This window comes from Desulfuromonas thiophila, from assembly GCF_900101955.1.
In the GTDB taxonomy this organism is placed as follows: Bacteria; Desulfobacterota; Desulfuromonadia; order Desulfuromonadales; family Desulfuromonadaceae; genus Pseudodesulfuromonas; species Pseudodesulfuromonas thiophila.
The window spans coordinates 40680-63519 of the sequence record NZ_FNAQ01000009.1; the positions used below are offsets into that span (position 1 = coordinate 40680).

Sequence of the window (22840 nt, forward strand, 5' to 3'; positions counted from 1 at the left end):
GTCATGATGCGGCCCTGTGACGCGCCCGTCTGGTTGCCGCGCCCGCCGCTGCCCCCCCTGACCGGACCGGATGGCGCTACTGGTCCATTACAGGCCCAGCTACTGGCGTTGCGGGGTGTGGCCGCGGCTGAAGATGCCCGCCTGTTTCTGCTGGGTCGGCTCAAGGACCTGCCCGATCCTGACCTGTTGCCGGACATGGCCGTGGCCGTGGCACGGCTGCAGCAGGCGTTGGCGACGGGTGAGACCATCGCTGTTCATGGTGATTACGATGTCGATGGCATCAGCGGCACGGCGTTGCTGTGTGAAGGACTGCGACAACTCGGTGGCCGGGTGGAATACCACATCCCCTTGCGTCTGCGCGATGGCTATGGTCTGTGCGGCGAGGCTCTGCGGCAGGCGGCGGCCCGGGGCGTACGGCTGGTGGTTTCGGTTGATTGCGGCACCAGCGCCCTGGCCGAGGCGCAGCTCAGTGCTGAATTGGGGATGGATCTGATCGTGACGGATCATCACCAGCCGCCGGAGAAGTTGCCCGAGGTGCTGGCCTGCATCAATCCCTGGCGCACCGACAGCGCCTATCCGTTCCAGCCGCTGGCAGGTGTCGGTGTTGCCTTTATGTTGCTGTTGGCACTGCAACGGCAACTGCGCCTTGCCGGGCAGCTGCCCCAACCGGCGCCCGATGCACGGCTGTTGCTTGACCTGGTGGCCCTGGGCACCATTGCCGATCTGGTGCCGTTGACCGGCGTTAATCGCCTGCTGGTGCGGGTCGGACTGGAGCTGCTGCAACAGCAGCCGCGCGCAGGATTGGCCGAGCTGTTGCGTCTGGCTGGGGTTGACCGGGTCAGCGCCGGCGTTGTCGGTTTCAAACTGGCACCGCGGCTCAACGCCGCCGGCCGGCTGGCCGATGCCGCAGCGGCGGTGGAACTGCTGTTGAATCGTCAGCCTGCTGAGGTCGCCCCCCTGGCCCAACAGCTTGATGGCTGCAATCGTCAGCGCCAGCAGATCGAGGCGGAAACCTTCGCCCAGGCTATCGCCCGGGTCGAGGCCGAATTGCCGGCCTCAAGCCGCAGCATTGTGCTGGCCGATAGCCGCTGGCATGCTGGCGTTATCGGTATCGTGGCCAGCCGGCTGGTGGAACGCTATCACCGGCCGGTGGTGCTGATTGCGCTGGCGAACGACTTGGCAGCGGGCGAGGGGGAGGGCAAGGGCTCGGCTCGTTCGATTCGCGGCTTTCATCTCTATCAGGCCCTGCAGGGTTGTCATCAGCATCTGCTGGGTTATGGTGGTCATGCTGCGGCTGCCGGTCTGCGCCTGCAGCCGCAGCGGCTGGCCGCTTTTGCCGAGGCGTTCGAACAGCAGGCGTGCGCTGCCCTGCAGCCGCAGGATCTGCAGCCGCGGCGGCTGTTCGATCTGGAGGTGCAGCTCGACGAACTGCACGAAGACAGCTGGCGCCAGATCACGGCGCTGGCACCCTTTGGCATGGGCAATCCTGAACCGCTGTTTCTCTGCCGTGATCTGCGGATCTGCCAGCTGCGTACGCTGAGCGGCGGTCGCCATGCCCGTTTTGTGCTGCAGCAAGGTGGCTACAGCCTGCCGGCCATTGCCTTTGATGTCGCCGAGCGCCTGACGGAACTCAATCGTCCTGTTGATGTTCTTTGCCAGTTGCAGATCAACCGCTGGCGCGAGCGCGAAACCCTGCAGCTGCTGGTCCGCGACTTCCGGCCGGCTGGCAGTACGCTGCAGACCGGGCAAACACCGGCCGCCCTGGACGGGGATTTTTTCCTTGATCGGGTTTGATCCTTGACGCCAGCAACGCAAAAGTGCGAGAACTGCGGGGGTACGGGAATCCTTGGTGCCTGACCGGTTCCTGTGCTGTCACGCCGCCCAGTTTCCCTGTTTTCCTGTCCTTCGCCGCCGCGAAAGAGGCCGTCATGTGTCTGTTGACCCTGAGCTGCCGGGAACATTCCCTCGAATACTCCCTATTTGCCACCCCTGAACTCACTGCCTTGGCCTGGGGTACCGTCGAAGGTATCGGTACCGGCTTGCCGGTGCGGCTGCAGTATGACTATGGCTCGCCGGTCGCGTGCGGCGCGACACCTCAGCTCGACAGCCTTGTCGAGGCTTTAGCCTATGTGTTGCAGCGACTTTATTCGGCCAGCGAGGGTGGCCCGCTGGTGCCGGGACGCGATATCCGGGCGGTGGGACATCGGGTGGTGCACGGCGGCGAACGCTTTCGTCAGTCGGTTGCCATTGATGGCCTGGTGCTGGCTGAAATTGCCCGTCTGGAACGGTTGGCGCCCAAATACAACCGCCCCAACCGGGCCGGGATCGAAGCCGCCTTGCAGCTGCTGCCGGCGGCCTGTCACGTGGCCATCTTTGACACGGCTTTCCACCAGACCCTGCCGCCTTACGCCTATCACTATCCGTTACCGCACGACTGGTATCGTAAACACGGGGTGCGGCGTTATGGCTTTCACGGGCCGTCGCATCTGTACCTGTCGCGCCGGGCGGCCCTGCGGCTGGGGCGGGATGTGGCCGACTGCCGTCTGATCACGGTGCACATGGAACTGGGTATCTCCCTTTGTGCCATTGCCGGGGGTTGCTCGGTGGATACCAGCATGGGGTTCACCCCGGTGGAAGGCACCATGCAGGAGCGGCGCAGTGGCACCATTGATCCCGGCATCCCCGGTTTTATGATGGACTGGCAGGAACTCAGCGCCCAGCAGGTCGAGGAGGTCCTTAACGAAAAAAGTGGTCTGCTGGGGGTGGTTGGGCAGGGGCGTGGTCGACGTGATGTGATCGAGCGGGCCAATGCCGGCGAAGCTCGGGCTGCTTTGGCCATGCGCATGGAGTGCTATGGTCTGCGCAAGTATCTCGGAGCCTATCTGGCGGCGCTGGGTGGCTGTGATGCCATTGTGTTCAGCTGTGGCCAGGGTGCCCTGGAGGCGCCCCTGCGCCAGCAATTGTTGCAGGGGCTCGAAGCCTTCGGGGTGCACCTCGACGGCGGTCGCAATGCCTGCAGCGAGCATCTGCAGGAGGAGCGCTGCATCAGTCCGTCACAGGCGGCCGTACAGCTGTGGATCATTCCCACCCGGGAAGAACAGGTTTACGCCGAGGACACCCTGGCGGTCTGCGCCGGCAGCTGTCGGGAACCCTGGCTGCAATCCTACCGGTTTGCACGGGAGCTCTGACAGCGCCGGAGGTAGCGACACCTTAGCCGGCAGAAGGCAACAGGAGACGAGATGGGCCTTAAAAGCAAGCTGTCACTGTTGGTGTTGACCTGTTATGCCCTGTTTCTTCTGGCCAGCGGCTGGGTGGAGTACTGCAAGCTTGAAGGCATTGCCCGCCATCAGATTCTACAGCAGGCGCGCGATGTCAAGAACCTGATGATGGCAACGCGTTATGTCTATCATCACCAGTTTCTCGCCAGCGGTGTCGATCTGACGCCCGCCACCCTGGGATTTCTGCCTGCCCACGCGCTGGCGCGCATCTCCGAGCGGTTCAATCAGGCCCAGAAAAGCGGTCTGCTGTTCAACAACGTCTCGGCCATGCCGCGCAATCCGGCCAACCAGGCCGATCCCGCCGAACAGCAGCTGATCGATTATTTCCGCCATCATCCGCAGCAGACCGAATACTTTGAACGGGTCGATGGGGCAAACTCATATTTTCAGTATGCCGCCCCCATCTGGGTGGAGGATTATTGTCTGGAATGTCATGGGGAAGCGGCTCTGGCGCCACCGACCATCCGGTCGCGCTACAGCAGCGGTTTCGGTTATCGGGTGGGCGATTTGCGCGGCATTATCAGTGTGCGGGTGCCCAGCCGGCTGACTGCCCAGTTTGTCCGGGCCTATCTGCACCAGACCCTGCCACTGGCGTTGCTCAGTGGCCTGTTGCTGTTCGCCTTTCTGGCGCTGGTGCTCAATCGCCTGGTGCTGCGCCGGCTTGGCAGTCTGCTGGGAGTGACCAGGGCCCTGCGTGAAGGGGACTACCAGCAGCGCAGCCGCATGACGGAACAGCAGGGGTGCGACGAGATCGATCGTCTGGGCGCCGATATCGACCGCATGGCCAGTGCCATTGGCGAACGCGAGGCCGCCCTGCGGGCCGTGGCCCAGCGACTGGCGCGAGGCCAGCGTATGGCCCGCCTGGCCTATTGGGATTACAGCGCCACCGCCGGGTTGCGGGTGTCGCCCCAAATGCTGGCCCTGTTCGGTTTGCAATGCTGGCCAGACGATGACCTGGCGGCACTGCCGGGCAGTCAGCGGCGGGTGAGCCTGCGGCGTTTGTTGCGGGTCGTCCGACCGGCGGAGCGACAGCGGTTGTATCACCATCTGCGCCAAGCGCGTTTCTCTGGCACCTTTACCGCCATTGAGCTGCCGCTGGAGCTGGCCGGGGCCGCGCCGCGGCAGGTTCGAATCGATGCTGAGGTCGGTGGGGGGGAAACGGCTGATCTGGCCTTGGCGGCTCTTCACCTCAGTGGCACGGCTCAGGATGTCAGTGAGGTTTTCCGGGCACAGCAGCGGATTCGGGAACTTCATGCCGCCCTGGAAGAACAGGTAAATCAGCGGATATGCGCCCTGCAGCAGGGCAATCAGCAGCAGCAGGACTTCTGCCTGGCTCTGGCTGAAACCCTGCATCGGCCCCTGGGGGTTCTGTCCCGGCAGCCTGCGGCATCACCAATGGAAGCTGCCGCGGCACTGGCCCGCCTTGAACGGCTGGTGGCGGATCTGCATGACTATCTGGAGCTGGGGCACTGCAGTCTGCATAAGCAGAGTTGCGATCTGACCGCCCTGGTGGAGGAACGGTTGGCCGCCAGCGGTCTGCGTCAACGGGCAGGGCTGCAACTGCGGCTGGCCAGTCTGCCGCCGGCCCAGGCCGATCCGGCGGCGCTGCGCCGCCTGTGGGATGTGTTGTTTACCCTGGTCACCTGGCGTACTGCCACGCAACCCGCGGTGGAGATTCAGATCGGCTCGCGCAGTCTGGAGGGGGAAACCCACTACTATCTGCGCGATAACGGCCCGGCCTGGCCGGCTTCCGGTTGTGAAGAAGCCAGCTTCTTCAAACCCTTTGCCTGCCCAGCGTTGGCCGATCATCCTGCCGCGAGCGGCCTGGAACTGGCCATTGCCTGGCGAATTGTGCAACGCCATGGCGGCCGTCTGTGGTACAGCAATGAGGACCCGCAGGGTGCCAGCTTCGCTTTTACCCTGCCGCTGGGCGCCAATCAACCCGATGTTGTTGCCGTTTCCTGAGGGTTGCCGCACCATCGACGATGCCAAACATTGGAGCCCGCTGGCCAATGCCGCGGGCTCCAATGTTGTTAAGAAAAGGTGCTGATGCGGTTTGTCAGGCGCGTCTGCTGCAGCCCAGTTCGGCGGCCAGGTCGCGCCAGGCCGGCAGGCTGCGTTCGATGACGGCCCGGTCGATGCAATAGGCGATACGGAAGTACCCCGGCGCGCCAAAGCCCTTGCCAGGAACCAGCAGAATGTTATGCTGCTGGGCCTGTTCGACAAAGGCCACATCATCGGCCAAGGGTGAGCGGGGGAAAAGGTAGAAGCCGCCCTGCGGCTTGACCATCGAAAAGCCCAGAGCCGTCAGTTCGTTGTAGAGCAGGTCGCGTTTTTCCTGGTAGGCGGCGATATCGACACTTTCGTGCTGCAGGCCGGCTACCAGCCGTTGCATCAGGGCCGGTGCGTTGACAAAACCGAGCACGCGGTTGCAGAACACGGCCCCGGCGATGAACTGATCAACCTCTTCCATGGCCGGATTGGCGGCGAGATAGCCGATGCGCTCACCTGGCAACGCCAGATCCTTCGAGTGCGAGGTTACCAGAATGGCGTTGCGGATACTGTTGAACACGCAGGGAACCTCAGTGCCGTCGTAGGCCAGGCGGGCATAGGGCTCGTCGGAGATGACATAGAGGGTGCGGTTGAGCTCCTCGCCCTTGCGCTGCAGCAGGGCTTCGAGGGCATCGAGGCTGGTCTGCGGGTAGATGACGCCGGTGGGGTTGTTGGGCGAATTGAGAATGATTGCCTTGGTGTTGGGACCAATGGCCTGCTCGATGGCGGTCAGATCAGGCAGGAAGCTGTCGGCTAGACAGTTGACCACCCGTGGCACACCGCCATGGTTGTCGATATAGAACTTGTATTCAACAAAGTAGGGCGCCAGGATGATCACCTCGTCGCCCGGATTGAGCAGGGTTTTTAAAACCACGTTGAGGGCGCCGCCGGCACCGCAGGTCATGACCACCTGCTCGGCGCTCAGGGGGCGGACGCTGCGCTGGTTGAGAAAATCGGCCACGGCTGCGCGGGTTTCGTCATAGCCGGCGTTGCTCATGTAACGGTGCATCCCTGGCTCGGGCTGGTTGGCCAGTTGGCGCAAGGCTTCATGAAAAGCGGCTGGTGGCTCCACCGCCGGGTTGCCGATGGTGAAATCGAAGACCCTGTCCTCACCCAGACGGGCACGCAGTTGGGCTCCCTGTTCGAACATCTTGCGAATCCAGGATGATTGTTCCAGACACTGACTGACTTTTGCGGCGATGGCCATGGGGAAAAACTCCGCTGTTGAGGCTGACAGAAGATAGCACTTGCAGGCCCGCTGGCTTTGCGGTATTTCACCGGCGCGGGCGTTCGCCAGTGGGCTGCCGACCCGGCCTGCCGGGGAGGTTTTCTCCGGTTGGCAAGCGGCTGCCGCACACTGCTGGCGCGTCGGCGAGTCTAGCGGGGCCGGGGATCAAGCGCAAGTCCAAAGGCAACCCCTGACGAGGTCATGGCCGCGCCGCCGCGCCAGTGCTTCAACCGGTCTCTTTTGCGGCTGGTTTCATCATAGAGTTAACAATCCGTGTTCATGACCCTCTCGACCTTGCCGGTCAAAAAATCGTTGCTGGCCCTGCTGCTGCTGGTTTTGCTTGGCTGTGCCCGTCCCGTGGCCGAATTGCCGGCACCCGTGGAGCCTCCCCGGCCCCGAGTGCAGCTGCCCCCGGCCGATACCCGGCCGGCGCGGGCCTGGTCGCATTACCTGCGGGCGCGGCTGGAGGCGGATCTGGGGCGCCCGCAGGTGGCTCTCGATGCCTTGCAGCAGAGCCTGAATATTGATCCCGATGCCGTGCCGCTGTATCTGGCGGTGGCCAGCCTGTATCTGGAGATGGAACAGCCGTTGCTGGCGCGCCAGGCGCTGCAGCAGGCCTTGCGGCGTGATCCGGCCGATCGCGATGCCCGGCTGTTGCAGGCCGACATGCTCTATAGCGAGGGCCGTATCGATGAGGCCCTGGATGCCTTTGAACAGCTGGCGGCCATTGATGAGCGGCCGAGCGAACTGTGGCTTTACAGCGCCCGCCTGGCAGCATCGGAGGGGCGTTTTCAGCGTGCGGCCAAGGCTCTTGAAACCTTGCTGGAGCTGGAACCGTTGTCGGCCGAAGGCCTGCTGGAACTGGCCCGGGTGCAGCAGCTGCTCCGTCAGACCACGACGGCCATGCGAACCTACGAGACCCTTATCGCCATCAATCCCTTTCTGCCGGAGCCCTATTTGGAACTTGGCCGCCTGCTCGAACGTCAAAGACGTTTCGATGCTGCCCGGACCCTCTATCTGCAGGCGGCTCGTGTGCTGCCGGAGTTGCGGCCGCGCTTTGACCGGCTGCGACTGATGCTGCTGCTGCAGCAACAGCGTTACGACGCTGCCCTGCTGCTGGTGGAGGAATTGCTGGCGCAGCAGCCAGCGGACCTGTTGCTGTGGCGCCAGCTGGCCGCGCTGCACTGGTGGTCGGGGCGGCCTCAGCAGGCGCTCCACAGCCTGGAGCAGGCCCTGGCCCAGGATCCGCACAACCCCGATCTGCATTATGACGCGGCCCTGTTTCTGACCGCCCTGGGGCAGCGACGCCAGGCCCGTGACCGACTGCTGCAGGTGCTGCGGTTGAAGCCCGATCATGCCGCGGCCCTGAACCACCTGGCTTTTTTCTATGCCGAGGCGGGCGAGGCCCTGGATGAGGCCCTCAAACTGGCTCGCCAGGCGGTGCAACTGGACGACCGAGCCGCCCATCTCGATACCCTGGGCTGGGTGCATTTCAGGCGCGGTGAACTCGACGAGGCGTTGCTCTATCTGGAGCAGGCCTACGAACAGCAGTCCGATGACAGCGATATTGTCACCCACCTGCTGGAGCTTTATCAACGGCTGGGCATGACCGATCAGGCACAGCGCTTGCGGCAGCGCCTGCGCCAGCTGCGACCGGCCGAACGCCTGCCGCGGCCCCATATCAACGACGAGGACGCATGATCCGGATTCTCCCTGTTCAATCCGCCCTGTGGCTGGGACTTGTGCTGTTGTTGTCTGCCTGTGCCCGGCCGCCACTGCCGCTGCCGGAAGCCGCCAGCCGGGCTCGCCAGCAGGCGGTGTGGCAGCGCCATCAGCAGATTGACAGTCTCCAGGCGCTGGCGACGGTGCGTTCGGAACGTGCTGGCAAACGCTGGCGTTCGACCCAGGCGCTGCATGTTCAGCGTCCTGGCCGCATCCGGCTGGAAGTGTTCCGGCTGTTGGGCCAGCCGGTGCTCGATTTGGCCGTTGATGGCGCCTTCATGGAGGTTTGCGTGCCGTCGCAGCAGGCCTGCTACAACGGTCTGTCCAGTCGTGAGCGGATTGACCGCTTCACCGGGGTGCCGCTGGCCGCGCCGGATCTGGTGGCGTTGCTGCTGGGCCAGCTGCCCCGTGCCGTTGTCGCCCTGGGCAAGCCCCGCTGGCAGGCGGACGGCCTCTGGTGGCTGACCGCCGATGGACCGCGTTACCGGGTGGTGCTGTCGGATAGCGCGCTGGAGCGCATCGAATGTTATCAGGGTGAACAGCTGCTCTACCAGGTGGACTACAGCGCGCCAGATGCCGCTGATGGTTTTCCGCGTCGGATCGTCATGCTGATGCCCGATCGCCAGTTGCGGCTGGAGCTGAAGCTGGAAGAGGTGCGCCTCAATCCGTCGTTGCCGGCGGCGCTGTTTCGTTTGCAGGTGCCGTCTGGCAGTGAGCTGCTGCCGCTGGAGCTGCTTCAATGAGATGGTTACGCTTGCCGCTTCAGCTGGTTCGGTTGGTTGCCGTGCTGTCGTTGCTGATGGGCTGCCGGGCCGAGGAGCTGTCGCCGGCGGCAGAGGGTGCTGCCGTGCCGGCCTACGGTGATACCCTGATCATGGGCACCATCGGTGACGCCAGCAATCTGCTGCCCCCGCTGGCGTCGGATGCTTCGTCGACCGCGATCACCTCGCTGGTCTACAATGGTCTGGTGCGCTACGACAAGGATCTGCAGATTGAGGGCGATCTGGCGCAGTCGTGGGATATCTCCGCTGATGGCCGCGAAATCACCTTTCATCTGCGGCGCGATGTGCGCTGGCATGATGGCGCGCCCTTCACCTCGGCCGATGTTCTGTTCACCTATCAGCTGATGATCGATCCCGCCACGCCGACGGCCTATGCCGAGCAGTATCGCCAGGTCAGTAAGGCTGAAGCTCCCGATCCCTATACCTTCCGGGTGCGTTACGACAAGCCCCTGGCGGCCGCTCTGCCGAGCTGGGCGCTAGATATCTGTCCGAAGCATCTGCTTGAAGGGCAGGATGTCACCACCAGCCCGCTGTGCCGTGCGCCGGTGGGTACCGGGCCGTTCCGCTTTGTCAGCTGGCAGCCGGGTGAAATGATTGTGCTGGAACGTAACGAGGACTATTACGAGGGGGCGGCCTACCTCCGGCGGGTGCTCTATCGCGTGATTCCCGATTCGACCACCATGTTTCTTGAACTGCAGTCCGGCGGCCTTGATACCATGGGGCTGACACCGCTGCAGTTCGCTCGCCAGACCGAAACACCGGCCTTTGGTCGCCGCTTCAACAAATACCGCTATCCCGCTTTTGCCTATACCTATCTGGGTTACAATCTGCGCAAGCCGCTGTTTCAGGACAAACGGGTGCGGCAGGCCATATCCCATGCCATCGACAAGCAGGAGCTGATCGATGGCGTGCTGCTGGGCCTGGGGCAGCCGGCCAACGGTCCCTATGTGCCGGGCAGTTGGCCACACAATCCGCAGGTGAAGGACTATGCCTTCGATCCCGCGCGAGCTGCCGCTCTGCTGGAGGAGGCCGGCTGGATTGACCGGGACGGCGATGGTGTGCGCGAGCGTGACGGTAAGCCGCTGCGTTTTGTCATCCTGACCAACCAGGGCAACGATCAGCGCATCAAGGCCGGCGAGATCATTCAGCGGCGCCTGGCCGAGGTCGGCATGGATGTGCGTCTGCGGGTGATCGAATGGGCCTCATTCTTGAAAGAATTCATCTATCCGGGTAAGTTCGATGCCACCTTGCTGGGTTGGACCGTGCCCATTGATCCCGATGGCTACAATGTCTGGCATTCGAGCAAGACCGGGCCGGGCGAGCTCAATATCATCGGCTTCAACAACGCCCGGGTCGATGCGCTGCTGGAACAGGGCCGCCGCAGCCTGGATCAAGACCGGCGCCAACAGATCTACTGGCAACTGCAGGAGATTCTGGCGGAGGAGGTGCCCTACACCTTTTTGTTTGTCCCCGACAGCCTGCCGGTCGTGGCGCGCCGTTTTCATGGGATTGAACAGGCCCCGGCGGGTATCCAGCACAACCTGATCCGCTGGTTTGTGCCGCAGGCACAGCAGCGCTATCTGCGCTGAAAATCGCCCAGGGCAGGGAGAGAGCGATGTTGTTTTATCTGACCAGACGCCTGTTGCTGATGGTGCCGCTGCTGCTGGGGATCACGCTGATTTCCTTTGTGGTGATCCATCTGGCGCCGGGTGAGCCGACCGATCTGCAGACCGAGATGAATCCCGAAGCCGGCACCGAACTCAAGGAACGGCTGCGGGCGCAGTACGGCCTGGATCAGCCGTTGCTGGTACAATATGCGGTTTGGGTCAAGCGGCTGGTGCGGCTGGATTTCGGCACCTCCTTTTCCCAGGACCGCCGGCCGGTGTGGGATAAGATCGTCGAGCGCTTGCCGGTGACCATTCTGATCAATCTGCTGTCCATCGGGCTGATTTTGCTGGTGGCCATTCCGTTGGGTATTTTCTCGGCCCTGCGACGCCACCGTCTGTTTGATCGCCTGACCACGCTGCTGGTGTTTGTCGGTTTCGCCACGCCCTCGTTCTGGCTGTCACTGCTGCTGATGGATCATTTCGGGGTTTATCTTGGCTGGTTTCCGGTGTCCGGCATCAAGTCCCTCGGCCACGCCTATCTCGGTCCCGTTGAACAGTGGCTCGATGTGGCCCATCATCTGGTACTGCCGGTGCTGGTATCGGCGTTCGGTGGCCTGGCCGGGTTTTCACGTTACATGCGGTCGAATATGCTGGAGGTCATTGGCCAGGATTACATTCTCACGGCGCGGGCCAAGGGGCTGTCGGAACGGCTGGTGGTGCTGCGTCATGCCCTGCGCAATGCCCTGCTGCCGTTGATTACCCTGTTGGGCCTGTCAGTGCCTGGCCTGATCGGTGGCAGTGTGATTTTCGAGAGCATCTTTGCCATTCCCGGCATGGGCAAGCTGTTTTACGATGGCGTGATGATGCGCGATTATCCTCTGATCATGGGCATTCTGGTGATCGGTGCCTTTCTCACCCTGCTGGGCAATCTGCTGGCCGATGTCGGTTATGCCCTGGCCGATCCGCGCATTCGTCAGTCCTAAGCTCTGGCGCCGGTCCTTGCCGGGATGGGCGCTGGTACCATCGATGTACAAGGAGGAAAATCAATGGCCGTCGTTCAGATCAGCTGTACCCCCCTGGGGGAAGGACATGGCGGATTGTCACATTTTGTTGCCGGCTGCCTGCGTCTGGTGCAGGAGTCGGGCCTGAAATACCAGCTCACCCCGATGGGGACGATCCTCGAAGGTGACATTGAGGACATCTTTGCCCTGGTGCGGCGGATGCACGAATCGCCGTTTCTGGCTGGCGCCCAGCGGGTATCGACGCTAATCAAGATCGATGATCGGCGCGACCGCGAACACACCATGGCCGGCAAGGTCGCGGCGGTGGCCCGGCAGCTTGCGCAGGACGGAGCGGCACCCTGACAGCGCCGGTCTGTTTTGTGATGGCTGGCCCTTGGCAGCGCCGCTTTTGGCTTGACAGGCTTCGGAACAATCTGTTATCACTTGCGGGCCTTGACGGCAGAGGATAAAGCAACACTGTTCGGCCCCGTCGCCAAGTGGTAAGGCAGAGGTCTGCAAAACCTTTATCACCAGTTCGAATCTGGTCGGGGCCTCCATATAACAACGAAAAAAGCCGGCTCGCGTGCAGTCGGCTTTTTTCGTTGTGAGGAATGCGGCATGACACTGCTGTGTGGCCAGACGCTGTTGCTCTTTGGTCTGCTGGGTTCGTTGGCCGGCCTGTTGGCCGGCCTGCTGGGAATCGGCGGGGGCATCATTCTGGTGCCGCTGTTCCTGTGGGTCTTCAACGCGCTGAACTACGCGCCTGAGCTGGTGGTACATCTGGCTTTTGGCACCAGTCTCTGTGTGATCCTGCCGTCGGCGCTGGGCAGCGCCCTGGGCCACCGGCAACGGGGCAATCTTGAGCTGCAGCAGGTGCGGCCGCTGGCACTGGGTGGTCTGATCGGCGCCTTGCTTGGCGCTGCCCTGGCGGTGCGGCTGCCGGCGGCGGGGCTCAAGGGCGCGTTTGGCCTGATGCAGATGCTGGCGGCACTGCAGATGTTGCTGGGTTCGGCTCGGCCGCGACCGGCGGGCATGGGTTCGGCAGCCTCCGGTCCGTTGCTGGCCATCGGCTGCGGCGGCGGACTGTTCGCCGCCTTCTTCGGTGCCGGTGGCGGTTTTGTGCTGGTGCCGCTGATGTTGCTGGTGCTGCGGATGCCAATCCATCTGGCGGTCGGCAATTCCAGTGCCCTGATCGTGGTGTCGGCCCTGTTTGGCACCCTGTCTTACCTCTATCACGGCTGGCAGGTTGCCGGCCTGCCGCCGGGCTGTGTCGGTTATGTCCATTGGCAGGCGGCGGCGCTGGTGATACCCTTTACCCTGCTGTTTGCCAATCTGGGCGTGCGCTTGGCGACGCGCTTCAGCCAGCAACGGCTGGTGCGGTTGTTTGCCCTGCTGTTGCTGCTGATCGGGGGGCAGATGCTGGTGGAAGTGATCGCTGGCTGATTGACTTGCTCCGGTACGTTGGTTTCGTCACGACCGCACTGCCCGCCGCCGTCAGGAGGGATGCCATGCCACAGGTGCGTCAGGCGCTGGTCGCCGGTTCGTTTTATCCCGCTGAACCTTACAGGCTGCAGGCCTGGCTGCAACAGCAGCTGGCTGTGCCATCCTCAAGTGCCGCACCGGCCCTGGGCCTGGTGGTGCCCCACGCCGGCTATGTCTATTCCGGTGCCATTGCCGCGGCGGCCTTTGCCCAGGTTGCTGTGCCGCCGGTTGTGGTGCTGCTGGGGCCGAATCATCGGGGGCAGGGCGCTCCCGCGGCCCTTTATGATCAAGGAGGCTGGCAGACACCTCTGGGGCCGGTGGCTGTTGATGAGGCCCTGGCGGCTGCGGTGCTGGCTGAGGTGCCGGGGGTGGCGGCCGATCCCGCTGCCCATGCCGGCGAACACAGCCTGGAGGTGATGCTGCCCTTTCTGCAGTGGCTACGGCCCGATGTGCGCATTGTGCCGTTGATGCTGCAGGCCTGGTCTCTGGCAGATCTGCTCACCATGGGGCAGGCGTTGGCCAGTCTGCTACAGCGCTGGCCGCAGCCATCACTGTTGCTGGCCAGCAGCGATATGAGCCATTATGTAACGGCGACTGCCGCCAGGGCACAGGATCTGCCGGTGGTCGAACGCTTGCTGGCGCTGGACGCCGCCGGACTTTACCGGCAGGTGCATCAGGCGCGGGTGAGCATGTGCGGTGTCTATCCGGTGACGCTGCTGCTGGCGACACTGGCGGGTCTTGGCTGCCGTGGCGGTGAGCTGGTCCGTTACGGTCATTCTGGTGAGGTCACCGGCGACGAGGGTTCGGTGGTGGCCTATGTCAGTGCCCTGTTTCGCTGACAGGGCCTTTGGTTTCAGTGGGTTGTCGTCATTTTCGTGAAATTGTCTCAGGTTTTTCCGAAGGGGGAATATGTCTGACTTGCGTGTGCGTTTCGCACCGAGCCCGACGGGCTATCTGCATATCGGTGGTGCCCGTACGGCACTGTTCAACTATTTGCTGGCCCGCCAGTGTGGCGGCACCTTTGTGCTGCGAATCGAGGATACCGATGTCGAGCGTTCGACCCAGGAATCCGTCGATGCCATTTTGCAGGCCATGGACTGGCTGGGGCTGGATTACGATGAAGGTCCCTATTACCAGTCAGGGCGATTTGATCTGTATCGCAGCAAGATTGAGCAGCTGCTGCGCGAGGGCAAGGCTTACAAATGCTACTGCAGTTCGGAAGAGCTCGATGCCAAACGCGAGGCGGCGCTGGCCAGTGGTGGCAAGCCTCAGTATGACGGCACCTGCCGTGATCTGTCACAGGAGCGGCCCGACCAGCCCTATGTGGTGCGCTTTCGGTCGCAGCGCGACGGTGTGACCGCCTTTGATGATGCCATCAAGGGTCATATCTGTTTCAGTAACGCCGAACTGGATGACATGATCATTCAGCGCAGCGACGGCACGCCGACCTATAACTTTGTGGTGGTGGTCGATGATGCCGAAATGGGCATGACGCTGGTTATTCGCGGTGACGATCATGTCAACAACACCCCGCGCCAGATCCAGATCTATCAGGCGCTGGGCTACGCGGTGCCGCAGTTTGCCCATGTGCCGATGATTCTCGGGGCTGATAAAAAACGGTTGTCCAAACGCCATGGCGCCACCTCGGTGATGGCCTACCGTGAGCTGGGCTTTCTGCCCGAGGCGCTGGTGAATTACCTGGTGCGGCTGGGCTGGTCCCATGGCGACGAGGAGATTTTTTCCAAGGACGAGCTGATTGCCAAGTTTGGTATCGCCCAGGTCGGCCGTTCGGCCAGCGTGTTCAACCCGGACAAGCTGCTGTGGCTCAATGAGCATTACATCAAAACCGGCGATTCTCAGCGTCTTGGTGCTCTGTTGCGGGAATATCTGACCGCCCAGGGCATTGACAGCCATGCCGGCCCTGATGCCGCTGCCGTAGTCCGTACCCTGCAGGATCGCAGCCGCACGCTGGTGGAGATGGCGGAAAAAGCCGCGTTCTATTATCTGCCGGAACCGCTTTACGATGAGGCGGCTCAGAAGAAGTTTCTCACCGCTGCTCAGCGGCCCCTGTTGCAGGCCCTGCGTGAAGCCCTGGCGGTGTGTTCTTTTGATGCGACCGGTATCGAAGGCGCCTTTCAACAGGTGGTGCAGCAGGCGGGGGTCAAGTTCGGTCAGTTGGGCCAGCCGGCGCGGGTGGCCCTGTCTGGTTCCACCAGTGCGCCCGGTATTCAGGAGGTGGTGCAGGTGCTGGGCCGTGAACGTTGTCTGCAGCGGCTCGATCAGGTGTTGCAACGGTTCTGCAGCGCAGCCTGATGGCGGCGTAAAACCGCAGCAGCCGTGGTGCTGCGGTCAGCGTCCCTTTGTTCCGCTGGCGTTTGCAATCCTTCGCCAGGCGCCCGTCCGCGCCGGCATTATAGCGTTTGTTTCAAGCCACCGCTTGCCGGTGGCTTTTTTCTTGGCATGCTGCTGGAAAGCTTTGAGTTCTCTTGGCCCTGACTCTATAATCAAGGCCGTTCCTTTCATTGGTATGCAGACGGTTGTTGTGTGCCGGCGGATACAGGGAGACGCCAGTGTTCCAGGGTTTGGTCAAAACACGCATTACCACCATGAATCTGTTGTCGGCGTTGCTCATGACCCTGTTCCTGGCTGCCAGCATAGGCTATTTCCTGCTGCTCAAGCCGCTGCAGGAACGGGAGAAGAGTCTGGCCGAAGCGAGGCGGATGCATGTAGAGCAGCAGCAGGCGTTGATCCGCGATAACGTGCTGACCGCCATCGACATGATTGATTTTATTGTCGCTACCACCCGCCGCGATGTGCAGCGCACCCTGGAGGACCGCCTGCTGCGCCTGTGCAGTCTGGCGGAACTGCTGCAGCGGCAGGGCTATGATCCGCAGCAGCGGCTGCAGGTGGTGGTTTCGCAGTTGCAGCGGATGGACTGGTCGCAGCCTGAGCTGTGGTTCGGGCTGTTCGCCGCCGATGGCCAGCCGCTGTTCGAGCCGACAGCCGCCCCGCCGGCAGTCGATGAGGTGAAGATCCTGGCGGGGCTGTCCGATCTGCCTCCTGCCCAGGTCCGTTTCTGGTCGCCCGAGGCAGCCCCCGACCTGCTGGCAGCGGTGCATATCCACGATCTTTCAGCCACGCTGGTGTTACATATTCCAGCGGCGGAACTGCAGCGTCAGATCCAGCTCCAGGTGTTTTCCTATCTCAGTCGCCAGCGTTTTGGCGACAACGATTACGGCTATTACTTTGTCATCGGGCCCCACAACCGGCCGCTGATGGTGGCGACCTTTCAGCCGTCCTATCGGGCGGATGGCGGCAGCCTGCAGGTGCCGGCAGCCTACAACCAACTGCTGGAGGATTTTCGCCGGCTGGTTCAGCGGCAAGGGGCTGGCTATCATCGTTACCGGTACGACAATCCGGCGCGTGGCAACGCGCTTGAAGAGAAGATCGCCTTTGTCGCCCCCTATGCCGAGCTTGACTGGATTGTTGGCAGTGGTTTCTATCTGAGTGATCTGGAGACGGGCTTTCGTGCCATTGAGCAGCAGGTGCTGCGCCAAAAGCGCGATACCCTTGTTACCGGCGTGGTACTGTTGAGTCTCAACCTGCTGTTTTCACTGGCGGTAGCCCTGTGGCTGAACCGTCATATCCGTCACTTGGAGCAGCAGCAGCAGGCCCGGCTCCACGAGCTGGAGCAGTACAAGAAGCTGCTAGATCTGTCCTGTCTGGTTTCGAAAGGTGACCTGGAGGGCCGCATCACCTATGCCAATGAGGCGTTTCAGCAGGTGAGTGGCTATCGCCTGGAGGAGATGCTGGGACAACCCCACAGCCTCTTCCGCCACCCCGCCATGCCACGGGCGGTTTTCAAAAATCTGTGGGAAACGATTCAGGCCGGTCGGGTCTGGCGTGGCAGCTCGAAGAATCGCGCCAAGGACGGTCACGATTTTTACACCCAGCAGGTGATCATGCCCATCACCGACCGTGATGGCCATATCCTTGAATATATTGCCGCCCGTTATGACATCACGGAATTGCTGCAGAAACGCGAACAGCTTAACCTGGCCTTTTCCACCGATACCCTGACGGCGCTGGGCAGCCGCTTCAAGCTGATGAAGGATATCAACGCCTTGACCGGGCCGGCCTGTCTGGCGCTGATCGATATCAACAATTTCCATGGCATCAACAAGCTTTACGGCACCGAAGGGGGCGACCGGGCGCTGGTTTATCTGAGCAAGGTTCTGTCGAGAACCTTTGCCGGCGAACAGCTGAGCCTTTACCGCCTTAACGCCGATATCTTCGCCATTCTGGCGGGTCACGAGCGGCCGCTGGAACAGGAGCTGCGCCGTTTTCTGGCGGACTTTCCGACGGAACCCTTCCATGTGGATGCTGCCGGCCATCAGCCGGTGCCTCTGGCCCTGACCGTTGGACTGGCCTGTGCGGATGAAAATCTGCTTACCTGTGCCGATATCGCCTGGAAACAGGCCAAACGCAACAATCTGGTGCTGGCGCTGTACGACCCGGCCAGCGCCGACCGTGACGAATATCACGAAAAGATGTTCTGGATTGATGCTGTGCGCCAGGCCCTCAGCGAGGGCCGTATCCTGGCCTATTTTCAGCCCATCGTTTCCCTTGCCGATGGTTCGGTGGCCAAGTTCGAAACCCTGATGCGACTGCAGCGTGAAGACGGCAGTATCGTGGCACCTGGCGCCTTTTTGCCGGTGCTGCAACAGACTCCATATTATGTCTACCTGACCCACGCCATCATCGAGCAGGCCTGCAGCACCTTCAAGGACCGGCCCTGTCCGTTTGCCATCAACTTCAGCGTTGACGACCTGTTGCGCAAGGAAACCGTGCAACTGCTGATCGACACGGCGCAGCGCTACGGCGTGATGGAGCGGTTGGTGCTGGAGGTGGTGGAAACCGAAAATATCCAGAACTACGATCAGGCGCTGGCCACCCTGGCCGAGCTCAAGGCCCGCGGTTGCCGGATATCGATTGACGATTTCGGAACCGGTTATTCCAATTTCAGCTATCTGACGCAGCTGCGCGCCGATATCATCAAGATCGATGGTTCGCTGATTCAGGCACTTGACAAGGATGCCGGCACACGCGAACTGGTGTCATCCATTGTCCGGTTCGCCCACAATGCCGGCATGCAGGTGGTGGCGGAATTTGTTGACCGGCCCGAACTGGCGGCGATCGTCCGGCAGTTGGGCTGCGATTTCGCTCAGGGCTATTTGTACAGTCCGCCTGTGCCGGCGACGCAGATGCCCGACGGTTCCAGCTGCTGTCAGACCCCTTGAGCCTGTTTAAACCGTTTCAGCAGGCTGTTGACAAACAGCCCGCTGAAACTATGGATGGGCGACCAAAATGAATCATTGATTCGCATTGCATTGATTTTGTGAGCAAGACGCAAAGCGCACTTACGGCTTGCGTCGTTGAAAAGCCCTGGACGGAATCTTTTCAACATCCTGTCAGTCATTGAGTTGGCAGGGACGGGTAAAGCGGTCACTGAAGCAGACGTCTTCCAGGGACAGTTGGCTGCCGCGCGGCCAGGGTTCACGGGTTTTTTTGCCGATAGCCACCATCAGGACGATGGCGTGGTCGGCTGGCAGTTCGATCAACTGGCCGACCGCCGTAAAATCGAAGCCGATCATCGGGCAGGAGTCGTAGCCCAAGGCCTTGGCGGCCAGCATCAGATTCTGGGCGGCCAGGGCACCGGAGCGTATGACCTCGTCCTGTTGCACCTGGGGCTTGTCGCGGTAGTACTGGTCGATAGCGGTCAGAATCTGTCCCTGCTGCGTCTCCGGCAGATGCGCCCAGTTCCGCTGGGGTTGGCGTTGCCAGGCGTTGCGGTCACCACAGATGACCACCAGCAGCGCGGCATCGGTAATCTGTGGTTGGTCCCAGGCCAACTGGCGAACCTGTTGCCGTATGGCCGGGTCTTGCAAAAGAACAAAACGCCAGTGTTGCAGGTTGAAGGCGCTGGGGGCGAGCAGGGCGTTGTGCAGCAGACAGCGGGTTTCCTGCGGACTCATGCGGTGCTGCGGGTCGAAATGCTTGACCGACCGCCGCTGTTCGATAGCGCGAAAAACATCCATGGCCTCTTTCCCTTTTCTGAGCTGTAAAGTAAGATTAAAAGCTGAAGTCACATTGCAGCATAACAAAGCGGCAGTCGGCTTCAATCCTCCGCCGGGCTAAATTGTCTTTTTTTGGGGAGCTAAGCGCTGAAAATCCCGTCACTGTTCTGATTTTGATGTTTTTATTGGTCCGCTGGTCCCTGGTCATGAACGATTGTTTATTCTAACGTCACGTTCTACTTTCACGACAAGGAGAAAACCGGCTTATGATTCGCATTCGTTCGATTCGTACCAAGTTCCTCCTGCCCATCTTCGTTATCCTCATTGTCTCCTTCGGCGGCGGTATCGTTGCCCTGATACAGTCTGTCGAAGGGCTGATGGCCAATCAGATGGAGACCACTCGGCAGCTGAATCTGGCCGGCATTGAAGCCAATGCCGAGGCCAAGCGGACCGATATCTACGGCAACATCGACCGCATGGGCCATAAGGCCCTGGAATTGGCGGCCATGGCGGCCAGCGCGCCGGGGGTCGAGGCGGCCTATGCGCTGGCACTGTCGGGCAATCCCGCTGATGAAGCCGATGCCGCCGCCCAGGCTGGGCGCGACCGGTTACGCCAGCTGTTCCGGCCGCTGCTGACGGCCTACCAGCGCACGACTGGGCTGGACAATCTGCAGCTGCATTTTCATCTGCCCACCGCCCGCAGTCTGGTGCGACTGTGGCGCGACGGCTGGCAGACCGAACGCGACGGCCGTAAGATCGATATTTCCGACGATCTCAGCGGCTTCCGTCAGGCCGTGGTGCAGATCAACCAACCGCCCCATGCCCCGATTCGCGGGATCGAGGTCGGGCGGGGCGGTTTTGCCATTCGCGGTATCGCGCCAGTTCAGGATGGTGCTGGCCAGCATCTGGGGTCGGTGGAAACCCTGCTGCCATTTGAAGCCCTGCTGAGTATTTCGCGTACGGCGGATAGTCAGTATTACGGCGTCTACATGACCAGTGAGCTGCTGTCGGTGGCGACGGGGTTGAAAGATCAGAGTCGCTATCCCCAGGTGGACGGTGCCTTTGTGCTCTGTGCTGGGACCGACCGGGAACTGTTGCAGCGCGAGGTTGATGGCGCCCTGTTGCGACAGGGCTTGCAGCAGCCGGTCAGCCAGCTGCGCGAGCGGGTACATTTGTCCGCCTTTCCATTGCTTGATTACAGTGGCGCACGGGTCGGTGTGATGGTGATGGTGCAGGATATCGGCCCTCAGTTGGCTACTCTGACGTAGATGGTCAACACCGCGAAACAGGCGCTTGTTGCCATGGAATGGCGTGCTGCTCTTGGCAGCCTGCTGGTTCTGGGGCTCATCGCTACCGTGGTACTGGTGCTGGTCAGCTATGTTACCCGACCGCTGATTCGTGCTGCCGCTGCAGCTCAGGCGGTGGCGGCCGGCGATCTGAGCCAGCGTCTGCGGTTGCAGCGTGACGATGAAATTGGCGATCTGGCCTTGGCGCTCGACCGGATGTCCGACAGTCTCAGTGACAAGGTGACCCTGGCCGGCAAGATTGCCGACGGTGATTTGAGCGTGTCGGTTCCTCTGGCATCGCCACAGGATCGCTTTGGCCAGGCGTTGCAGCACATGGTGGCCCAGTTGGGCAATCTGATCGGCGAGGTGCATGGCGCCAGCCGGCAGATTGTCACGGGCGCCAACCAGGTGTCCGATGTCAGTCAGGCCCTGTCCCAGGGCGCGACCGAGCAGGCGGCTTCGGTCGAGCAGATCAGCAGTTCCATGACGCAGATCGCCGGCCAGACCCGTCGCAATGCCGATAATGCCCGTCAGGCCCGCCAGCTGTCGCAGCAGGCCACCAGTGCGGCGGTCGAGGGCGAGCGAAACATGAGCCAGATGATGACGGCGATGGAGGCCATTAATGCTGCCGGCCAGAACATCTCCAAGATTATCAAGGTGATTGACGAGATTGCTTTTCAGACCAATCTGCTGGCTCTCAACGCCGCCGTCGAGGCGGCGCGTGCGGGCCAGCATGGCAAGGGTTTCGCTGTGGTGGCTGAGGAGGTGCGCAATCTGGCGGCCCGCAGTGCCAAGGCGGCGCAGGAAACCGCCAGCCTGATCGAGGGTTCGGTGACCAAGGCAGAGCAGGGCATGCACACCAGTCGGTTGACGGCTGAATCCCTTGGCCAGATTGATGGTCATATCAAGGCCATGGCCGAGCTGATTGGTGAAATTGCTAATGCCGCCGATGAACAGGCCGAAGGCATCGGCCAGGTCAACATCGGCCTGAGCCAGATCGATCAGGTGACCCAGAAGAATACTGCCAGCGCCGAGGAAGGTGCGGCGGCGGCCGAGGAGCTCTCCAGTCAGGCCGAGCATCTGCTGGGTATGTTGCAGCGGTTCCGCACCCGTTCCGACGAGAGCCGGAAACCGCTGTCGCCGTTGTCGCCCGTCCGTCCGGCACTGCCAGCGGCAGGAGATGAGGATCTGTGGGGTGTCTGACGCCTCTGGCGAGAGACGCTGGCGGGTGTGGTTGCTGGTGGTCTTAACGGCGCTGGAAGAACCATAAAAACCACTTGTGGAGCCCTTGGAAGGGTGGCCCTTCTTGCCCTTTTGCGGTGCCTGTGCTATGAAAGCGCAGCCTCGCCTGCTGATCCTGGGCGCAGGCGTTAAGCTGTTGCTTTTGCTGATATTGCCAGCGAATGTTGTCTGGCGCCTGCGGTGTCTGGCGCAGGCGGAACGGCTTGGCATTGGGTGGTTGCTGGCGCCCGCATGGCCGCTAACCAGGGACGACACAGGGGGGAAGAACAGCGGGTGCGCATCTGTCAACTGGCCAGCGGCAGCAAGGGTAACGCGTTGTATGTCGAGAGCGGACAAACCCGCATCCTGGTCGATGGCGGCTTGTCGGCCCGGGCACTGGAGCAGCGGCTGGCGACCATTGGCGTGGCGGGCCATCAGCTCGATGCGGTGTTTTTAACCCATGAACATGGTGATCACAGTCTGGGGGTTGGTCCGCTGTGTCGCCGGTTTGATTTGCCCCTCTATGTCGTGCCGCAAACGCTGGCAGCCCTGCCGCGGCTGGGAAGGGTGCGTTGCTGTCTGTTTGAGCCGGGGCAGGCGCTGGAGTTTCAGGATCTGCGACTGGAGTCGTTTTGTGTGACTCACGATGCCGTGGCGCCGGTGGGTTTTGTGATTGAGGGCCAACGTGGCCGGCTGGGGCTGGCGACGGATCTGGGCGTGGCCACGCGACTGGTACAGGACCGGTTGCAGGGTTGTCAGGCGCTGATTCTTGAAGCCAACCATGACGAACAGCTGTTGCACGATGGCCCTTATCCCTGGCCGCTGAAACAGCGTATTCGCAGCCGCCATGGCCACCTGTCGAATCGCGAGGCCGCCGAGCTGTTGCAGAGCCTGTTGTGGCCGGGACTGCAGACGGTAGTGCTGGCGCATCTAAGTGAGACCAACAACCGGCCGGAGCTGGCGCGGCAGAGTGTCGCCAGCGTGCTGCAGCCGCAGAATATCTGTCGGCCCCAGTTGCTGGTAGCTGGGCCCTTGACACCGATGTTGTGGTCATTGGCGGATTGAACCAGTGGACAGTTACGCTGTTTTGCGTCCATGCCTGCC

At 62.0% G+C, this 22840-nt stretch carries 17 protein-coding genes and 1 tRNA gene; 16 read left to right on the top strand and 2 right to left on the bottom strand.

Annotation, left to right across the window (positions count from 1 at the left end):
* Positions 1–3: 3 nt before the first annotated feature.
* The 3 genes from recJ (at position 4) to BLR80_RS08410 (ending at position 5243) form a co-directional block, all read left to right on the top strand.
* Positions 4–1794, top strand: coding sequence for a single-stranded-DNA-specific exonuclease RecJ (gene recJ, locus BLR80_RS08400; RefSeq protein ID WP_092078602.1), 1791 nt, complete (start codon positions 4–6; stop codon positions 1792–1794).
* Between the two features lie 134 nt (positions 1795–1928).
* Positions 1929–3188: an acetate/propionate family kinase gene (locus BLR80_RS08405; protein WP_092078605.1), complete on the top strand. Its 1260-nt coding sequence runs from the start codon at positions 1929–1931 to the stop codon at positions 3186–3188.
* Positions 3189–3239: 51 nt separating this feature from the next.
* On the top strand, positions 3240–5243 hold the full coding sequence (locus tag BLR80_RS08410; RefSeq protein WP_092078608.1) for a c-type heme family protein: 2004 nt from the start codon (positions 3240–3242) through the stop codon (positions 5241–5243).
* Between the two features lie 94 nt (positions 5244–5337).
* On the opposite strand, the gene BLR80_RS08415 is transcribed toward BLR80_RS08410, so the two are convergent.
* Positions 5338–6537 (bottom strand): pyridoxal phosphate-dependent aminotransferase, encoded by a 1200-nt coding sequence (locus BLR80_RS08415; protein ID WP_092078611.1) that lies wholly within the window; start codon positions 6535–6537, stop codon positions 5338–5340.
* A gap of 300 nt (positions 6538–6837) precedes the next feature.
* Between BLR80_RS08415 and BLR80_RS08420 the strand changes: the two genes are divergently transcribed.
* From BLR80_RS08420 to BLR80_RS08465, 10 genes are all read left to right on the top strand, one after another.
* The gene (locus BLR80_RS08420) at positions 6838–8259 is read left to right on the top strand and encodes a tetratricopeptide repeat protein (protein ID WP_143012117.1); all 1422 of its coding nucleotides are present in this window, start codon (positions 6838–6840) and stop codon (positions 8257–8259) included.
* Complete coding sequence (locus tag BLR80_RS08425; protein ID WP_092078617.1) at positions 8256–9023, top strand: DUF4292 domain-containing protein; 768 nt, start codon at positions 8256–8258, stop codon at positions 9021–9023. The genes BLR80_RS08420 and BLR80_RS08425 overlap by 4 nt, the downstream gene beginning before the upstream one ends.
* Positions 9020–10651, top strand: coding sequence for a peptide-binding protein (locus BLR80_RS08430; RefSeq protein WP_092078619.1), 1632 nt, complete (start codon positions 9020–9022; stop codon positions 10649–10651). The genes BLR80_RS08425 and BLR80_RS08430 overlap by 4 nt, the downstream gene beginning before the upstream one ends.
* Positions 10652–10677: 26 nt before the next feature.
* On the top strand, positions 10678–11652 hold the full coding sequence (locus BLR80_RS08435) for an ABC transporter permease (RefSeq protein WP_092078622.1): 975 nt from the start codon (positions 10678–10680) through the stop codon (positions 11650–11652).
* 63 nt (positions 11653–11715) lie between these two features.
* A complete protein-coding gene (locus BLR80_RS08440) occupies positions 11716–12033 on the top strand; it encodes an MTH1187 family thiamine-binding protein (RefSeq protein WP_092078625.1) in 318 nt (105 codons plus the stop codon).
* A gap of 120 nt (positions 12034–12153) precedes the next feature.
* A tRNA-Cys gene (locus BLR80_RS08445) sits at positions 12154–12227 on the top strand.
* 61 nt (positions 12228–12288) lie between these two features.
* Positions 12289–13113 carry a sulfite exporter TauE/SafE family protein gene (locus BLR80_RS08450; RefSeq protein ID WP_092078628.1) on the top strand — a complete coding sequence of 275 codons (825 nt, stop codon included), beginning with the start codon at positions 12289–12291 and terminating at the stop codon, positions 13111–13113.
* A 65-nt stretch (positions 13114–13178) separates the two neighbouring features.
* On the top strand, positions 13179–13991 hold the full coding sequence (gene amrB / locus BLR80_RS08455; RefSeq protein ID WP_092078631.1) for an AmmeMemoRadiSam system protein B: 813 nt from the start codon (positions 13179–13181) through the stop codon (positions 13989–13991).
* 70 nt (positions 13992–14061) lie between these two features.
* A complete protein-coding gene (gltX, locus tag BLR80_RS08460) occupies positions 14062–15465 on the top strand; it encodes a glutamate--tRNA ligase (protein ID WP_092078634.1) in 1404 nt (467 codons plus the stop codon).
* 257 nt (positions 15466–15722) lie between these two features.
* The gene (locus tag BLR80_RS08465; protein WP_092078637.1) at positions 15723–18452 is read left to right on the top strand and encodes an EAL domain-containing protein; all 2730 of its coding nucleotides are present in this window, start codon (positions 15723–15725) and stop codon (positions 18450–18452) included.
* A gap of 171 nt (positions 18453–18623) precedes the next feature.
* Here BLR80_RS08465 and BLR80_RS08470 read toward each other — a convergent pair whose 3' ends face one another.
* On the bottom strand, positions 18624–19250 hold the full coding sequence (locus tag BLR80_RS08470) for a nitroreductase family protein (protein ID WP_092078640.1): 627 nt from the start codon (positions 19248–19250) through the stop codon (positions 18624–18626).
* Positions 19251–19495: 245 nt separating this feature from the next.
* Between BLR80_RS08470 and BLR80_RS08475 the strand changes: the two genes are divergently transcribed.
* The 3 genes from BLR80_RS08475 to BLR80_RS08485 all read left to right on the top strand — a co-directional run bounded on the left by BLR80_RS08475 (position 19496) and on the right by BLR80_RS08485 (position 22801).
* Entirely contained in the window at positions 19496–20497 is a 1002-nt protein-coding gene (locus BLR80_RS08475) for a cache domain-containing protein (RefSeq protein ID WP_092078643.1), read from the top strand.
* Between the two features lie 33 nt (positions 20498–20530).
* Positions 20531–21718 (top strand): methyl-accepting chemotaxis protein, encoded by a 1188-nt coding sequence (locus BLR80_RS08480; RefSeq protein WP_171906387.1) that lies wholly within the window; start codon positions 20531–20533, stop codon positions 21716–21718.
* 270 nt (positions 21719–21988) lie between these two features.
* The gene (locus BLR80_RS08485; protein ID WP_245691428.1) at positions 21989–22801 is read left to right on the top strand and encodes an MBL fold metallo-hydrolase; all 813 of its coding nucleotides are present in this window, start codon (positions 21989–21991) and stop codon (positions 22799–22801) included.
* Positions 22802–22840 lie beyond the last annotated feature (39 nt).

What these genes read in the sequence shown, in the direction of transcription:
- recJ (WP_092078602.1), top strand. Translation starts at nt 4, where the DNA reads ATGATGCGGCCCTGTGACGCGCCCGTCTGGTTGCCGCGCCCGCCGCTG.
- BLR80_RS08405 (WP_092078605.1), top strand. Translation starts at nt 1,929, where the DNA reads ATGTGTCTGTTGACCCTGAGCTGCCGGGAACATTCCCTCGAATACTCC.
- BLR80_RS08410 (WP_092078608.1), top strand. Translation starts at nt 3,240, where the DNA reads ATGGGCCTTAAAAGCAAGCTGTCACTGTTGGTGTTGACCTGTTATGCC.
- BLR80_RS08415 (WP_092078611.1), bottom strand. Translation starts at nt 6,537, where the DNA reads ATGGCCATCGCCGCAAAAGTCAGTCAGTGTCTGGAACAATCATCCTGG.
- BLR80_RS08420 (WP_143012117.1), top strand. Translation starts at nt 6,838, where the DNA reads ATGACCCTCTCGACCTTGCCGGTCAAAAAATCGTTGCTGGCCCTGCTG.
- BLR80_RS08425 (WP_092078617.1), top strand. Translation starts at nt 8,256, where the DNA reads ATGATCCGGATTCTCCCTGTTCAATCCGCCCTGTGGCTGGGACTTGTG.
- BLR80_RS08430 (WP_092078619.1), top strand. Translation starts at nt 9,020, where the DNA reads ATGAGATGGTTACGCTTGCCGCTTCAGCTGGTTCGGTTGGTTGCCGTG.
- BLR80_RS08435 (WP_092078622.1), top strand. Translation starts at nt 10,678, where the DNA reads ATGTTGTTTTATCTGACCAGACGCCTGTTGCTGATGGTGCCGCTGCTG.
- BLR80_RS08440 (WP_092078625.1), top strand. Translation starts at nt 11,716, where the DNA reads ATGGCCGTCGTTCAGATCAGCTGTACCCCCCTGGGGGAAGGACATGGC.
- BLR80_RS08450 (WP_092078628.1), top strand. Translation starts at nt 12,289, where the DNA reads ATGACACTGCTGTGTGGCCAGACGCTGTTGCTCTTTGGTCTGCTGGGT.
- amrB (WP_092078631.1), top strand. Translation starts at nt 13,179, where the DNA reads ATGCCACAGGTGCGTCAGGCGCTGGTCGCCGGTTCGTTTTATCCCGCT.
- gltX (WP_092078634.1), top strand. Translation starts at nt 14,062, where the DNA reads ATGTCTGACTTGCGTGTGCGTTTCGCACCGAGCCCGACGGGCTATCTG.
- BLR80_RS08470 (WP_092078640.1), bottom strand. Translation starts at nt 19,250, where the DNA reads ATGGATGTTTTTCGCGCTATCGAACAGCGGCGGTCGGTCAAGCATTTC.
- BLR80_RS08475 (WP_092078643.1), top strand. Translation starts at nt 19,496, where the DNA reads ATGATTCGCATTCGTTCGATTCGTACCAAGTTCCTCCTGCCCATCTTC.
- BLR80_RS08480 (WP_171906387.1), top strand. Translation starts at nt 20,531, where the DNA reads ATGGAATGGCGTGCTGCTCTTGGCAGCCTGCTGGTTCTGGGGCTCATC.
- BLR80_RS08485 (WP_245691428.1), top strand. Translation starts at nt 21,989, where the DNA reads ATGGCCGCTAACCAGGGACGACACAGGGGGGAAGAACAGCGGGTGCGC.